8 protein-coding genes are annotated in these 13,617 nt (G+C 64.8%); 2 read left to right on the top strand and 6 right to left on the bottom strand.

The window, feature by feature from the left end; translation table 11 throughout:
- Positions 1–2 precede the first annotated feature (2 nt).
- Genes glgB through GA0061099_RS04225 form a run of 3 tightly spaced genes read right to left on the bottom strand, consistent with a single transcriptional unit; the run spans position 3 to position 7,385 of the window.
- The gene (gene glgB, locus GA0061099_RS04235) at positions 3–2,141 is read right to left on the bottom strand and encodes a 1,4-alpha-glucan branching protein GlgB (protein WP_036027305.1); all 2,139 of its coding nucleotides are present in this window, start codon (positions 2,139–2,141) and stop codon (positions 3–5) included.
- Entirely contained in the window at positions 2,134–5,427 is a 3,294-nt protein-coding gene (gene treS / locus GA0061099_RS04230) for a maltose alpha-D-glucosyltransferase (protein WP_036027304.1), read from the bottom strand. The genes glgB and treS overlap by 8 nt, the downstream gene beginning before the upstream one ends.
- 11 nt (positions 5,428–5,438) lie before the next feature.
- Positions 5,439–7,385 (bottom strand): maltotransferase domain-containing protein, encoded by a 1,947-nt coding sequence (locus tag GA0061099_RS04225; RefSeq protein ID WP_036027301.1) that lies wholly within the window; start codon positions 7,383–7,385, stop codon positions 5,439–5,441.
- Positions 7,386–7,589: 204 nt separating this feature from the next.
- Here GA0061099_RS04225 and malQ point away from each other — a divergent pair, with 204 nt between their 5' ends.
- Both malQ and GA0061099_RS04215 read left to right on the top strand, forming a co-directional pair.
- The gene (gene malQ / locus GA0061099_RS04220; protein WP_036027299.1) at positions 7,590–9,551 is read left to right on the top strand and encodes a 4-alpha-glucanotransferase; all 1,962 of its coding nucleotides are present in this window, start codon (positions 7,590–7,592) and stop codon (positions 9,549–9,551) included.
- A 30-nt stretch (positions 9,552–9,581) separates the two neighbouring features.
- Positions 9,582–11,384 carry a glycoside hydrolase family 15 protein gene (locus GA0061099_RS04215; protein WP_036027298.1) on the top strand — a complete coding sequence of 601 codons (1,803 nt, stop codon included), beginning with the start codon at positions 9,582–9,584 and terminating at the stop codon, positions 11,382–11,384.
- Between the two features lie 205 nt (positions 11,385–11,589).
- Here the strand turns inward: GA0061099_RS04215 and GA0061099_RS04210 are convergent, their stop codons facing one another.
- Genes GA0061099_RS04210 through GA0061099_RS04200 form a run of 3 tightly spaced genes read right to left on the bottom strand, consistent with a single transcriptional unit; the run spans position 11,590 to position 13,608 of the window.
- Entirely contained in the window at positions 11,590–12,267 is a 678-nt protein-coding gene (locus GA0061099_RS04210) for a phytanoyl-CoA dioxygenase family protein (RefSeq protein WP_081492969.1), read from the bottom strand.
- A 25-nt stretch (positions 12,268–12,292) separates the two neighbouring features.
- Positions 12,293–13,105 carry a Cof-type HAD-IIB family hydrolase gene (locus tag GA0061099_RS04205; protein ID WP_036027295.1) on the bottom strand — a complete coding sequence of 271 codons (813 nt, stop codon included), beginning with the start codon at positions 13,103–13,105 and terminating at the stop codon, positions 12,293–12,295.
- Positions 13,102–13,608: a gluconokinase gene (locus tag GA0061099_RS04200; protein ID WP_050996012.1), complete on the bottom strand. Its 507-nt coding sequence runs from the start codon at positions 13,606–13,608 to the stop codon at positions 13,102–13,104. Before GA0061099_RS04200 ends, GA0061099_RS04205 begins: the two co-directional genes overlap by 4 nt.
- Positions 13,609–13,617: the final 9 nt, after the last annotated feature.

Here is a 13,617-nt window from a genome sequence, read left to right as displayed (position 1 = left end):
GATCAGCTTTCCGGAACGAGAAAGATCGCAGCCAGCGGCGGAATGGTGAGGCGCAGCTCGCCGCCCTCGGCATGGACCTCGCCGACATTGCCGACATTGCTGCCGCCGTAATGGGCGGAATCGGAGTTGAGAACTTCCTTCCACTTGCCGCCGAAGGGCACGCGAACGCGATAGTTCTGGTAGACGTTAGGCGAGAAGTTGATGATGACGACACACCGCGCGTGCTCGTCGAATCCCTTGCGCAGCCAGGCGAAGACGTTGCGGTTGGCATCATCGGTGATCAGCCATTCGAAGCCGGCCTGCTCGCAATCCATCTGGTGCAGCGCCGGAACCGCGCGATAGAGCCGGTTGAGGTCGCGGATCAAGGCCTGGACGCCGGAATGGACCTTGTATTCGAGCAGATGCCAGTCGAGCGACTGGTCGTGATTCCATTCGCGGCTCTGCGCGATCTCGGCGCCCATGAACAAGAGCTTCTTGCCGGGATGGCCGAACATGAAGCTGTAATAGGCGCGCAAATTGGCAAAGCGCTGCCACTCGTCGCCGGGCATGCGGCCGAGGATCGAGCGCTTGCCGTGCACGACCTCATCATGCGACAGCGGCAGGATGAAGTTCTCCGAGAACGCATAATGCAGGCCGAACAGGATCTCGCCGTGGTGATGCTTGCGGTGGATCGGATCCTTGCTGATGTAGTTCAGCGTGTCGTGCATCCAGCCCATGTTCCACTTGTAGCCGAAGCCGAGCCCGCCGAACTCGACCGGGCGCGAGACTTGGGGCCAGGCGGTGGACTCCTCGGCGGCGGTGGTTGCCTGCGGGAAGCGGGCGAACACTTCCGTGTTGAAGCGGCGCAGGAAGTTGATCGCCTCGATGTTCTCCCGCCCGCCATATTGGTTCGGGATCCAGGCGTCGGGCGGCCGGCTGTAGTCGAGATAGAGCATGGACGCGACCGCATCGACGCGCAGGCCGTCGATGGCGTAACGCTCCATCCAGAACAGCGCATTCGACACCAGGAAGTTCGTCACTTCGGTGCGGCCGTAATTGTAGATCAGCGTGCCCCAGTCGAGGTGGCGGCCCTGGAGCGGGTTGGCGTGCTCATAGAGCGCGGTGCCGTCGAAATGGCCGAGCCCGTGCGGATCGTCGGGGAAGTGGCCCGGCACCCAGTCGAGCAGCACCCCGATGCCTTCGCGGTGGCAGGCATCGATCAGCGCCGCAAAATCCTCGGGGCCGCCGAAACGGCTGGTCGGCGCATAGAGGCCGGTCGGCTGATAGCCCCAGGAGCCATCGAACGGATGCTCGTTCACGGGCAGGAATTCGAGATGGGTGAAGCCCATGTCGCGGGCATAGGCCGGCAGCTGCTCGGCCAGCTCGCGATAGGTCAGCCATTCATTGTTGTCCTTGCGCCGCCACGAGCCGAGATGCACCTCGTAGATCGACATCGGCGCCGACAATGCGTTGATGCCTTCAGGCGCCGGGCGCGGTCGCGGCAGGCGCGCTTCGTCGAACACGATCGAGGCCGTCTTCGGCCGCAGCTCGCTGGCAAATGCCATCGGATCGGATTTCAGCGGCAGCAGATGACCATGCGGTCCGACGATTTCAAACTTGTAGTGATCGCCGGCCTTCGCATGCGGGATGAACAATTCCCAATAGCCGTTGCCGCGCACCCGCATCGGATGGCGTCGCCCGTCCCAGTAGTTGAAGTCGCCGACCACGGAGACGCGCCGCGCGTTCGGCGCGAGCACCACGAAGCCGATGCCGTCGACGCCCTCGAGCCGCATCGGATGCGCGCCGAGCTTGTCGTAGAGGCGCTGATGGGTGCCTTCGCCGAGCAAATAGAGGTCGAAATCGGTCAGGATCGGCGGAAAACGGTAGGCATCCTCGAACTCGACCACGTCGTTGCCGAACTTCGCGCGCAGCTGGTAGTGCTTCGAGCCGTTGGGCAGGGCGCCGATGAACAGGCCGGAATCGTGGACGCGATCGAGCGGCGCGACCTCGCCATGGTCGCCGACTGCCTCGACATTGGTGGCCTCGGGCAGAAACGCGCGGACAACGCTCTTTCCGCCCTCGGGATGCAGCCCGAGATAGTGGAAGGGGTCGGAGTGGCGGCCTTCGATGATCGCATAGGCTTCTGCAGGCAGTTTAGGCATGGGCTTCGCTCTCGGCACTTGACAGAATGCGAAGCAGTCCGGTCAGCGGCGCATGCAGCCCCTCAGGCCGGCGGGACAGCTCGTACTCTACGTCGTGGAACGCTCGATCCAGCAGGAAAAATCTCAACAGGCCTTCCGCGCAGGACCGATCGTCCGGCCACAGCCTCCGATCGGTCATGGCTTCGCGGTAGGCGGACAGGAAGGTCGCGGTGGCGCGCTCGCGCCATTCGTCGAGGGCGGCCGCGAGCCGGTCCTGCTCGTCGGAAGCACCCGTGAGCGCGCGGCTCAGCGCCACGTTCACAGAAAGGTCGATGGAATGGATCAGGCCGGCGACGTCGCGCGCGGCCGGCGCCTTGCGGCGCTTGTTGGCCAGCGGCACACGCGGATCGCCGTCGAAGTCGATGATGAAGATATCGTCCTTCACGATCAGAGTTTGCCCGAGCCGGAAGTCGCCATGATGACGGATGTTCAAGCCGCCGATCTCGGATGGCAAGAGCGCATTGAGGCGGTCGAACAGGTCCGCGCGTGCAGCGATGAGCCGGTCGATCAGGGGCCGGTCCATCTCCCGCAGCCCGTCGCGGCTGTCGGCAAGCAGCTCGAGAATCCGCTCGGCACGCGCCTTGAGGTCGGAGAGCGCAGCCTTGATCTGGGCGGAGTCGATCGGCTCCGGGGCGAGATCGGCGGGCTCTGCCGCGGTGAGAGCGACATGCAGCTCGGCGAGCCGCCGGCCGATCTGCGCGATGAAATGCAGATAGGGCGCCTGCTCCTGGGTTTCGCGCGGCATCTCATCGGCGGGCGCCACGCGCTGCTCGTCGATATAGCGGTCGAGATATCCGGTCGTCACGGTCCAGCCGTCGCCCTGGTTCTCGACATAGGCATGCAGCACGCCGAGCGCGCTGCGCTGGTTGCCGTCGACCAGCTCGACGCTGCCGAGCAGTGCCGGCGTGTTGGCAAAGCGGGCGACCTCGGTGAGATAGTAGCCGATCTCGATCTCGGGGCTGATGCCGCTCTCCAGCCGCCGATAAATCTTGGCAACGTACTTGTTGTCGACCAGCGCGGTACTGTTCGACTGTTCGATGGCGCGGATGCGTTCGGGCTCCTTGATGGTGTAGTCGGCGAAACGGCTGGTCGCCTTGAACTCGAGCCGCAGATTGTTCTCGTCCACCACCAGGTTTTGCGACAGCCCTCGTAAGAACAGACCGATGAAGATCTGCTCGGTCGCGACGTCGAGGAGCGTGCCTTCGCGTGCGCCCTGGCGGACGGCGGCGAGCGCCTTCGGGTTGAAGCGCTCGCGGTCGAAACGCACCCATTCGATCTGCATGGGCATCACGTACCGCGTCGTCACCTCGTCCCGCGTCGTCTCGAAGAACGCGATCCAGGGTCTGTTGTCGCCGATGTCGCTGAACGGTACCGCGGAGGTCAGCGTGGTCCGGATGTGCTTGGGATTGTTCTCGGGATACCAGCGCGTCCGTGACAGGAAGCCCGGCAGCACGTCGCGCTCGAACACGCCGCGCTCGCGGGCGAGCGAGACCCAGTTCGAGTTCACCGGCACGACCAGCGTCTCGAATTCCGGCACCGCGCGCGGCACCACCGGCTCGGACTTGTCGCGCTCCTGCAGCTGGAACCAGTAGAAGCCGTACGGCCCCAGCGTGATCATGTAGGGCAATTCGCCGATGGCGGGAAAGCGCGTGCGGCCGAGCATCTCCTGCGGGATGCGGTCCTTCCACGGCGACAGGTCGAGCTCGGTGGCCTGCGCGGCGCGCGACAGATTGGCGACGCAGAGGATCACCTCGTCGCGGTATTGGCGGACATAGGCGAGCACGGCGCGGTTGGCCGGGCGGATGAAGGTCATGGTGCCGCGGCCGAAGGCGAGCGTCGACTTCCGCACCGAGATCAGCCGCTTGGTGGCGCTGAGCAGCGAGGACAGGCTGCGCGACTGCGCCTCCACGTTGACGGATTCATAGCCGTAAACGGGATCCATGATCAGCGGCGCGTAGAGGCGGGCGGGGTCGCAGCGCGAGAAGCCGCCGTTGCGGTCCGGGCTCCACTGCATCGGCGTGCGGACGCCGTTGCGGTCGCCGAGATAGATGTTGTCGCCCATCCCGATCTCGTCGCCGTAATAGATGATCGGCGTGCCCGGGAAGGACAGCAGGAGCGAGTTCATCAGCTCGATCTTGCGCCGGTCGTTGTCCATCAGCGGCGCAAGGCGCCGGCGGATGCCGACATTGATGCGCGCGCGGGGATCGTTGGCGTAGGTGGTCCAGAGATAGTCGCGCTCGACGTCGGTGACCATCTCCAGCGTGAGCTCGTCGTGATTGCGCAGGAACAGCGCCCATTGGCAGCTCGCCGGGATATCCGGCGTCTGGCGCAGGATGTCGGTGATCGGGAAGCGGTCTTCCTGGGCGATCGCCATGTAGATGCGCGGCATCAGCGGGAAGTGATAGGCCATGTGGCACTCGTCGCCACGGCCGAAATATTCCTGCACGTCCTCCGGCCATTGATTGGCCTCGGCCAGCAGCAGCTTGCCCTTGGAATACGCGTCCAGCTCCTGGCGCAGGCGCTTGATGATCGCATGCGTCTCGGGCAGGTTTTCGTTCGAGGTGCCCTCGCGCTCGCACAGATAGGGAATCGCATCTAACCGGAAGCCGTCGACACCGGCATCGAGCCAGCGCTTCATCACCTGGATGATGGCACTGACCACGCGCGGATTGTCGAAATTGAGGTCCGGCTGGTGCGAGAAGAAGCGGTGCCAGTAGAACGCGCCGGCCTCCGGATCCCAGGTCCAGTTCGACTTCTCCGTGTCGGTGAAGATGATGCGCGTGCCCTGGTACTTCTGGTCCGTGTCGCTCCAGACGTACCAGTTGCGCGCGCTCGAGCCCGGATGGCTGCGGCGCGCGCGCTTGAACCATTTGTGCTGGTCCGAGGTGTGGTTGACCACGAGCTCGGTGATGACGCGCAAGCCCCGCTTCTGCGCTTCCTGGATGAACCGCTTGAAGTCCTTCATCGTCCCGAAATCGGGATTGACCGCGCCGTAATCGGCGATGTCGTAGCCGTCGTCGCGGCCGGGCGAAGGGTAGAACGGCAGCAGCCACAGCGCGGTGACGCCGAGCTCCTGCAGATAGGGCAGTCGCTCGGTCAGCCCGGCGAAGTCGCCGACGCCGTCATTGTTGCTGTCGGCGAAGGCTTTGACGTGGAGCTGGTAGATGATGGCGTCCTTATACCAGAGCTCATCTACGACCTCGGCAGCCTCAGCCTTCTTGGTATCGACGGAAGACAGAACATTCATGGCGTGACCCCTTACGCCAGGCAGCGGAACAGAAGTGCCGGATCGCGGTCGGGATCGATACGCAACTTGATGCCGCCCCATTCGATGCGGGACTGTTCGCCGGTGAGGAGGTTTTCGAGTGCCGTCACATGGTGACGCAGCCCGCCGGCGTCAACGGTGAGATCGCCGAGCGGCAGCCAGCATTCTCGCTCACGGCGCGACAGCGCGATCACGACGACGACAATGTTGGCCGGATCGGCCGCCTCCTTGGCGAAGGCGATCGTCTGGCCGTCTTCGATGGCGAGAAAGCGCAAATTCGCGGTCTGCTGGAGCGCCGCGTTCTCGTTGCGGATGCGGTTGAGCGCGGCGATGTACGATTTGATGTTGCCGGGACGATCCCAGTCCCGCTGCCTGATCTGGTACTTCTCGGAATCCAGATATTCTTCGCGGCCGGGAATGGCCTCATGCTCCAGCAGCTCGAATCCGCTGTAGATGCCGTAATTGCCCGAGAGCGTTGCAGCCAGTGCGATCCGCGACTTGAAGGCCCAGGCCTCTCCGCTCTGCAGGTGAAAGGGCAACAGGTCAGGCGTGTTGACGAACATGTTCGGACGGTAGAAATCGGGTTCGGGATAGCGCGTCAGCTCGCCGAGATATTGCTCCAGCTCCCACTTTTCCGTGCGCCAGGGAAAGTATGTGAAGGACTGCGAAAAGCCGAGCTTGGCGAGGCCCTTCATCAGCTTTGGCCGTGCATAGGTCTTGGAGAACAGGATCACGTCGGGATGACGGCGGCTTATGTCGCGGATCAGCCACTCCCAGAACGCGAGCGGCGCGGTGTCGTGATTGTCGATGGCGAAGATGGTTACACCCTTGTCGATCCAGAACAGCATGGCGTCGCGAAACGCATTCCACAGCCCGACGCGATCGACCGAATTGAAGTCGGGGATAACGATGTCGGAATAGGGGCCGTCCGCCGTCTTCACCGAGCGGTCGGGCCGCCATTTGAACCATTCCGGATGCTGCGTCAGCCAGGGATGATCCGGCGAGCACTGCACCGCGAAGTCCAGCGCAAGCTCGAGCCCATATTCAAGACATGTGGCGACCAACGCGCGGAAGTCCTCGATCGTGCCGAGCTCCGGATGCAGCGCATCGTGGCCGCCCTCGGCCGAGCCGATCGCATAGGGCGAGCCGGGATCACCTTCACGGGCCACCGGCGCATTGTTGCGGCCCTTGCGGCTGGTCTTGCCGATCGGGTGGATCGGCGTGAAGTAGAGCACGTCGAAGCCCATCGCGGCGATGTCAGGCACGCGCGCGATGCAGTCGCGCAGCGTGCCATGCCGGCCCGGCAATGCGCTCTGGCTGCGCGGCATCATCTGATACCAGGTGCTGAAGCGGGCCTTGTCGCGGTCGGCAGTCAGCGGGAAGAATGGCGAACGCGTCAGGTCCGGCCGCGACTGGCTCTCGGCCATGGCTTCGCCGAGCTCGGTCGCGAGCAGCGAGGTGATGTCGCCGTTCCTCAGGTAATCTTCGCACTGCCTGATGATGATAGCTGCGGCGTCCTGCCGCGCGCCATGCGCCTTGGTCAAAAGCCCGGCGCCCTCGATCGCATCGAGGCTGACATCGGCCCCGGTGCGCCGCTTTCGCGCGGCGGCGTGCGACCACGTGGCGAACTCGTCGGTCCAGGCTTCGATCGCGTAGACATATTGGCCGGGCTCGGGGGGCGTGAACGCGCCGGACCAGCGGTCATTGCCGTGATGGGTCATCGGCTCGCTCCGCCATTCGCGCTCCTGCTCTCCTCGCCAGATCAGCGCGGCTGAGATCACTGCCTCGCCATCGCGGTAGATGTCGGCCCAGACCTCGACCGGCTCGCCCGCGATCCGCTTCACGGCGAAACGGCCGCCGTCGATCGCGGGATAGACGTCCTCGATCAGGAAAGCGCTGCCGGCCGCGGCACTCTCGACAGTTTGAATTGTCTTGTTCACGGTGATGCCATTGACAAGAAAGCAGGAGCCCGTTTCCCTTGTCGGGAACCCACGCTTGGTACCATGATAGAAAGCCGCTTGTGTGTCATTGGTTCCCTTGGGAACGGCAAGCGCAGTTTGCGAGTTACCCCTGACTAACCTCTTCCGTGATCTCGTTAAAATCGATGCCCCTGGCCAAACCATGGCCTGCAAGCTGCGTGCCGAATGGATCTTTTAGCTCAAGCCCGGATCAAGGGCGTTCAATCCGAATTCATCGATGCCCTCGGCAAGCTGCGGGTCACCGCGCCCGAGGCCCTCAAATCCATCCTCGACGCCCTGCCGGAGAAGCGGGTCTATCGCTTCGTCAGCGGGCCGGTCGTGGTCCGTGCGCTCGGACGCCCGCGCACGGAATTGGCGTCGGTTGGCGCGCCGCCGCTGCAATGGAAAATCGCCGGCAACGGCAATGTGATCGCGGCAGGCGAGACGCGGGAGCCGGTGATCGCCTGGCCGGCGGGCCTGGCGCTCGGGTATCACCGCCTGACGCTGACCGATGCCGAAGGTGCGAGCGAAGACGTGCCGATGATCGTGGCGCCCGAGCGCTGTTTCGGCGGCGATTTCGACCGCGGCTGGCTGCTCGCCGTGCAGCTCTACAGCGTCCGCTCCGACCGCAATTGGGGCATCGGCGATTTCACCGATCTCGCGGGCCTGGTCCGGCTCGCCAAGCAGCTCGGGGCCGACGGCGTCGGGCTCAATCCGCTGCATGTCCTGTTCGACGATCACCCGGCCGATTGCAGCCCCTATTCGCCGAACAGCCGGCTTTTCCTCAACCCGCTCTATATCGACGTCGAGGCGATCCCTGAATTTTCGGCCGACCTCGTGCCCGACGCGGCCGCAACGGCCGCCCGTCTGCGCGAGGGCGACCGCGTCCCTTATACCGACATGGCGGCGCTGAAATGGCTGGGCCTGCGCGCCGCCTTTAACAGCTTCGTGACAAGCGCGAGCGAGGCGCGTCGCAGGGCGTTTGACGCCTTCCGTGCGGAGCGCGCGCCGCTGTTGTCCCGCTTTGCCTGTTTCGAGGTGCTGCGGCATCGTTTCACCGGACCTTGGTGGGAATGGCCGCAAGAATGGCAGCGGCCGGACGAGGCGAAATGCGCCGAGCTGCGCAATGGTCCCGACAAGCGCGAGGTCGAGTTCGTCGAATTCGCGCAATGGACCGCCGACAGCCAGCTGCATGCGGCCAAGGAGCTGGCCAGCCAGCTCGGCATGCGGGTCGGGCTCTATCTCGACGTCGCCGTCGGCGTGCAGTCCAACGGCTTCGATGCCTGGAACGAGCAGACGGCGATCTCGCGTCATCTCGCGGTCGGTGCGCCGCCCGACGTGCTCAACACGATCGGCCAGGATTGGGGCCTTGCCGGCTTCAATGCCGGTGGGCTGGAAGCGCAATCCTTCGTCCCGTTCGCCGACATGCTCGCGGCGTCGATGCGCCATGCCGGCGCCATCAGGCTCGATCACGTGCTCGGCCTGAAACGGCTCTATCTCGTGCCGCGCGGCTTCAAGCCCGACAACGGCGCCTATGTGCAGATGCCGTTCGAGGCACTGCTGGCCGCCGTAGCGCGCGAGAGCGCGGCCTATAAATGCATTGTGATCGGCGAGGATCTCGGCACCGTGCCGGAAGGCTTTCGCGAGATGATGCAGGATTTCGGCATCTGGTCCTATCTCGTCATGATGTTCGAGCGCGACGATGCCGGGCATTTCCGCAATGTCGACCATTACCGGCCCAATGCGCTGGTGACGCTGAACACGCATGACCTGTCGACCTATGCCGGCTGGCGCTCCTTCAGCGATCTCAAGATGAAGCGCTCGCTCGGGCTCGATCCCGGCGAGAACGACCAGGCGCGCTGGGATGCGCTGGGCAGGCTCGACGAGATCCTGCGCCAGAACGGCATCAGCGCCAATGATCTCTACTCTGTGCTGGCCTTCCTGTCGCGCACGCCGTCGCGGCTGCTCGCGGTGTCGATGGAGGATCTGCTCGGCGTGATCGACCAGCCCAACATTCCCGGCACGATCGACGAGCATCCGAACTGGCGCCAGCGCCTGCCGGTCGCGCTCGACAAGATCGCGTCCAAGATCGATCTCGCAGCTTTGAAGGCTGCGACACGGGAACGTTCATTGCCCGGCGGGAATTGAGCCGCCGGGACTTGCCAGGCTCGCACGACATTGGCTCAGAGGATCGAGGACTATGCGCTGATCGGCGATTGCGAGACCGCGGCGCTGGTCGGGCGCAACGGCTCGATCGACTGGCTGTGCTGGCCGGCCTTCGATTCCGACGCATGCTTTGCCGCCATCCTCGGTACGCACAAAAACGGCCGCTGGCTGATCGCGCCGAGCGAGGGCGCAACCTCCATCTCGCGGCGCTATCTCGGCAACACCCTCATCCTCGAAACGCGGTTCGAGACGAAGAACGGCACCGTCGCGCTGATCGATTTCATGCCGCTGCGCGGCAAGGCGTCCGACATCGTGCGGCTGGTCCGCGGCATCCGTGGCACCGTGAAGATGCGGATGGAGCTCGTCATCCGCTTCGGCTTCGGCGCGGATATTCCCTGGGTGCGGCGGATCGACCATTCCTTGATGGCCATCGCCGGCCAGGACATGACGGTGCTGCGCACGCCGGTCGAGACCCGCGGCGAGGATCTGACCACCGTCTCGGACTTCGAGGTGAAGGAAGGCGAGACCGTGCCATTCGTGCTGACTTACGGTCCCTCGCATCTCGCCCCGCCTGCGCCGATCGATGCGGAGCTGGCGCTCCAGGAGACCGAAAAATTCTGGGAGGACTGGTGCGGCCATTGCACCCGTGACGGCGACTATCAGGAGCTGGTCCTGCGCTCGCTGATCACGCTGAAGGCGCTGACCTTCGCGCCGACCGGCGGCATCGTCGCGGCACCCACCACCTCCTTGCCGGAGAAGCTCGGAGGCAGCAGGAACTGGGACTATCGCTTCTGCTGGCTGCGCGATGCCACCTTCACGCTGCTGGCGCTGATGAACTCGGGTTACACCGAGGAAGCCCTGGCCTGGCACAATTGGCTGCTGCGCGCGGCCGCCGGCTCCCCGGCGAACATGCAGATCATGTACGGCATCTGGGGCCAGCGGCGCCTCCTGGAATGGGAGGCGGGCTGGCTCGACGGTTATGAGGGTGCGCAGCCGGTGCGCGTCGGCAATGCCGCCCACGCGCAGCTCCAGCTCGATGTCTACGGCGAGTTGATCGACGCCTTCCACCAGTCGCGCATGGCGAGGCTCAAGCTCGACGACGAGACGACCTGGGCGCTGGAATGCGCCGTGCTCAATCATCTGGCCGAAGTCTGGGACCGGCCCGACCACGGCATCTGGGAGCGGCGCGGCCAGCCCAAGCACTATGTGTTTTCCAAGGTGATGACCTGGGTCGCCTTCGACCGCGGCATCAAGAGCGCCGAGACCTTCGGCTTCAAGGCGCCGCTGCTGCACTGGCGCGCGCTACGCGAGGCCATCCATCGCGATGTCTGCAACAGGGGATTCGATGCGGAGGAGAATTCGTTCGTCGAATCCTACGGCTCGAAGATGCTCGACGCCAGCGTGCTGCTGCTGCCCGCCGTCGGGTTCCTGCCGGCGGACGACCCGCGCATCCGCGGCACCATCGCCGCGGCCGAAAAATGCCTGATGCGCGACGGTTTCGTGCTGCGGCACGACCCGCGCGAGCTGCCCCCGGACCAGCCGCCGCTCGAAGGCGCCTTCCTGGCGTGCACGCTATGGCTCGCCGATGCCTACGTGCTGTCGGGCGATCTCGACAAGGCGCAAGTTCTGCTTGACCGCGTGGTCGGCATCGCCAACGACGTCGGGCTACTGGCCGAAGAATACGATTCCGTGGCCCGCCGCCAGACCGGCAATTTCCCGCAGGCGCTGACCCACATCGCGCTGATCAACACGGCGCACAATTTATCGGCGGCAAGGCAGGGCAGCGAGAAGCCGGCAGTGCAGCGGTCGAAGTAGTAGGAAGCGCCGTCAGGCGCTTTTGCCGCCACGAGCACGGTGCGCTCCCTCTCCCGCTTGCGGGAGAGGGTTGGGGAGAGGGTGTCTCCGCTGGGCGAACCCCCAAGAGGAGAGAACCCTCACCCGCCGCTACGCGCCGACCTCTCCCGCAAGGGGGAGAGGTGAACGAGCCGCGGCAATCGATTCGACCTAAAGCCACTCCGCTTTAGACCCCAAGCCACTCCAGACCGCCCGGAAGCTCGCTGACGGCAAAGTCGACTTGCAGGACGCGGCGATGCATTGGGGAGGTGGCGGCGTCAGAAGCGTGGAGAATCGGCGTTGCGTACAGCCAGATGTCGCCGGCATCAGCCAGACACGCAACCGTGCCGCAACGTCGAACGACGTCCCGCACCTCGTCTTCCGGGATCCGTCCAAGCTTGTGCGATCCGGGCGCGATCAGCAACGGCGCATTGCTAGCCGGGACCGGATCGATATGAACCCTCAGGGTCACCATGCCTGACAGCAACGCAAAGGGTGGCTCGACATGCTGCATGCCGCTCTTGATGCTCCACATGTCGAAGCCATCGACCAGAATGCGCTCCTTCACCGCGATGGTGCGGTCCTGATGCCAGCCGAGGGCCCAGTTCGTCGCGGCCGTCTTGTCGAACAGGATGGCCCTGACCGGGCGGCATGCCTTCCCAAGCACCGACGCAGCACAGCTTCCGACATGTCCGCTGGCGGCAAGGAAGGGCGCGAGACCGTCGATGCCTCTTAACCTCAGTCCGGCATGATCGGGCGGCAAATGGCGCAGAGTTGCCCTGAGTTCGTCTAATCGATCCGATGTCAGTGCCTGTCGGCACAGCTGCGCGCCGTCATCCAGAAAAGTCAGCCGTTGAATTTCCAAGGTCGCGCACCGCATGGACGATCGCTCAGCCCACCCCATTCCGCGTCAAGATCATCTCCATCGCCTCGGCAAAGCCGTCCTGCTCGTTGGTCGCAGTGACGTGCGTCGCCTCGTCCTTGACGTTGTCGGCGGCGTTGCCCATGGCGATCGAGGTGCCGCTGACGCGGAACATGGCGAGGTCGTTCTGCATGTCGCCGATGGTGGCGACCGCGTCGGTCGAGATGCCGAGGCGCCTGGCCATCGCTTGCACGAACGTGCCCTTGTTGAAGCCCGGCGGGGTGATGTCGAGATAATAGGTCTGCGAGCGCACCGCGGTCGCTGCGCTGCCGAGGGCTTCCTGCATCACCTTCTCGCACGCCTCGAGCCGGGCGGCGTCGGCGCTGGCGCCGACGATCTTACAGGCGCTGGCAAGATAGGGCGAGAAGTCAGTCACGATCGTCGGATCGGAGCGGATCGTGTGCCGCTCGTGCGCGACGTAGCTGCCGCTGGGATTGTCGATCAGCCATTTGTCGGTGGTGAACAGCCAGACGTCGGCGCCGTAGTCGCGGAGGATCTGCAAGGTGCGCTCGGCCGCGCGCGCTGGAATCAGGTGCTGCTCGACCGGCCGCATCTCGGGATCGACGATCGAGGAGCCGTTGAACGGCCCAACCGGCAGCCACAGCGCCAGCGGCTCGATCAAGAAGCGCATGCCGATCGCCGGACGGCTGGAGGTGATGGTGAAACCGATGCCAGCCTGGTGCAGCCGCTGCACGGCGTTCTTCGCGCGCTCCGTCAGCGTCTTGTCCTTGGTCAGCAGCGTGCCGTCGACGTCGGAGACCACGAGTGAGATTTGGGTCATGGCAGAACCTTGGGTGTTGCGCCGCCCAGTTTGAGCTGCCGCACGATGCCGTCTACGATCGCCTCGACGGTCTCGTCGATCGAGACGGTGATGACGTGCTCGCCCGGCTCCGGCGGCTCCAGCGTCTCGAACTGGCTGGCGAGCAGTCCGGGCGGCATGAAGTGCCCTTTGCGCTGCGCGAGCCGTTCGGCGATCAGCTCCTTGGTGCCCTTCAGGAACACGAAGCGGACGTCATCGCGTCCGCGCAGCAGCACGTCTCGATAGGCGTGCTTCAGCGCCGAGCAGGCGATGATGACGTGCTCGCCGCGGCCGCAGACCCGCGCGATTTCGTCGGCGATGGCATTCAGCCAGGGCCAGCGGTCTTCGTCGGTGAGGGGATGTCCGGCCCGCATCTTCTCGACATTGCTGGCGGGATGGAAGCTGTCGCCGTCCTCGAACCGCCAGCCGAGGCGCTCGCCGAGCGCCTTCGCGACCGTGCTCTTGCCCGAGCCCGACACGCCCATCACGATCAA

The sequence above is a fragment of the Bradyrhizobium yuanmingense genome (assembly GCF_900094575.1).
Taxonomy (GTDB): Bacteria; Pseudomonadota; Alphaproteobacteria; order Rhizobiales; family Xanthobacteraceae; genus Bradyrhizobium; species Bradyrhizobium yuanmingense.
This window is presented reverse-complemented; position numbering and strand designations above follow the sequence as displayed.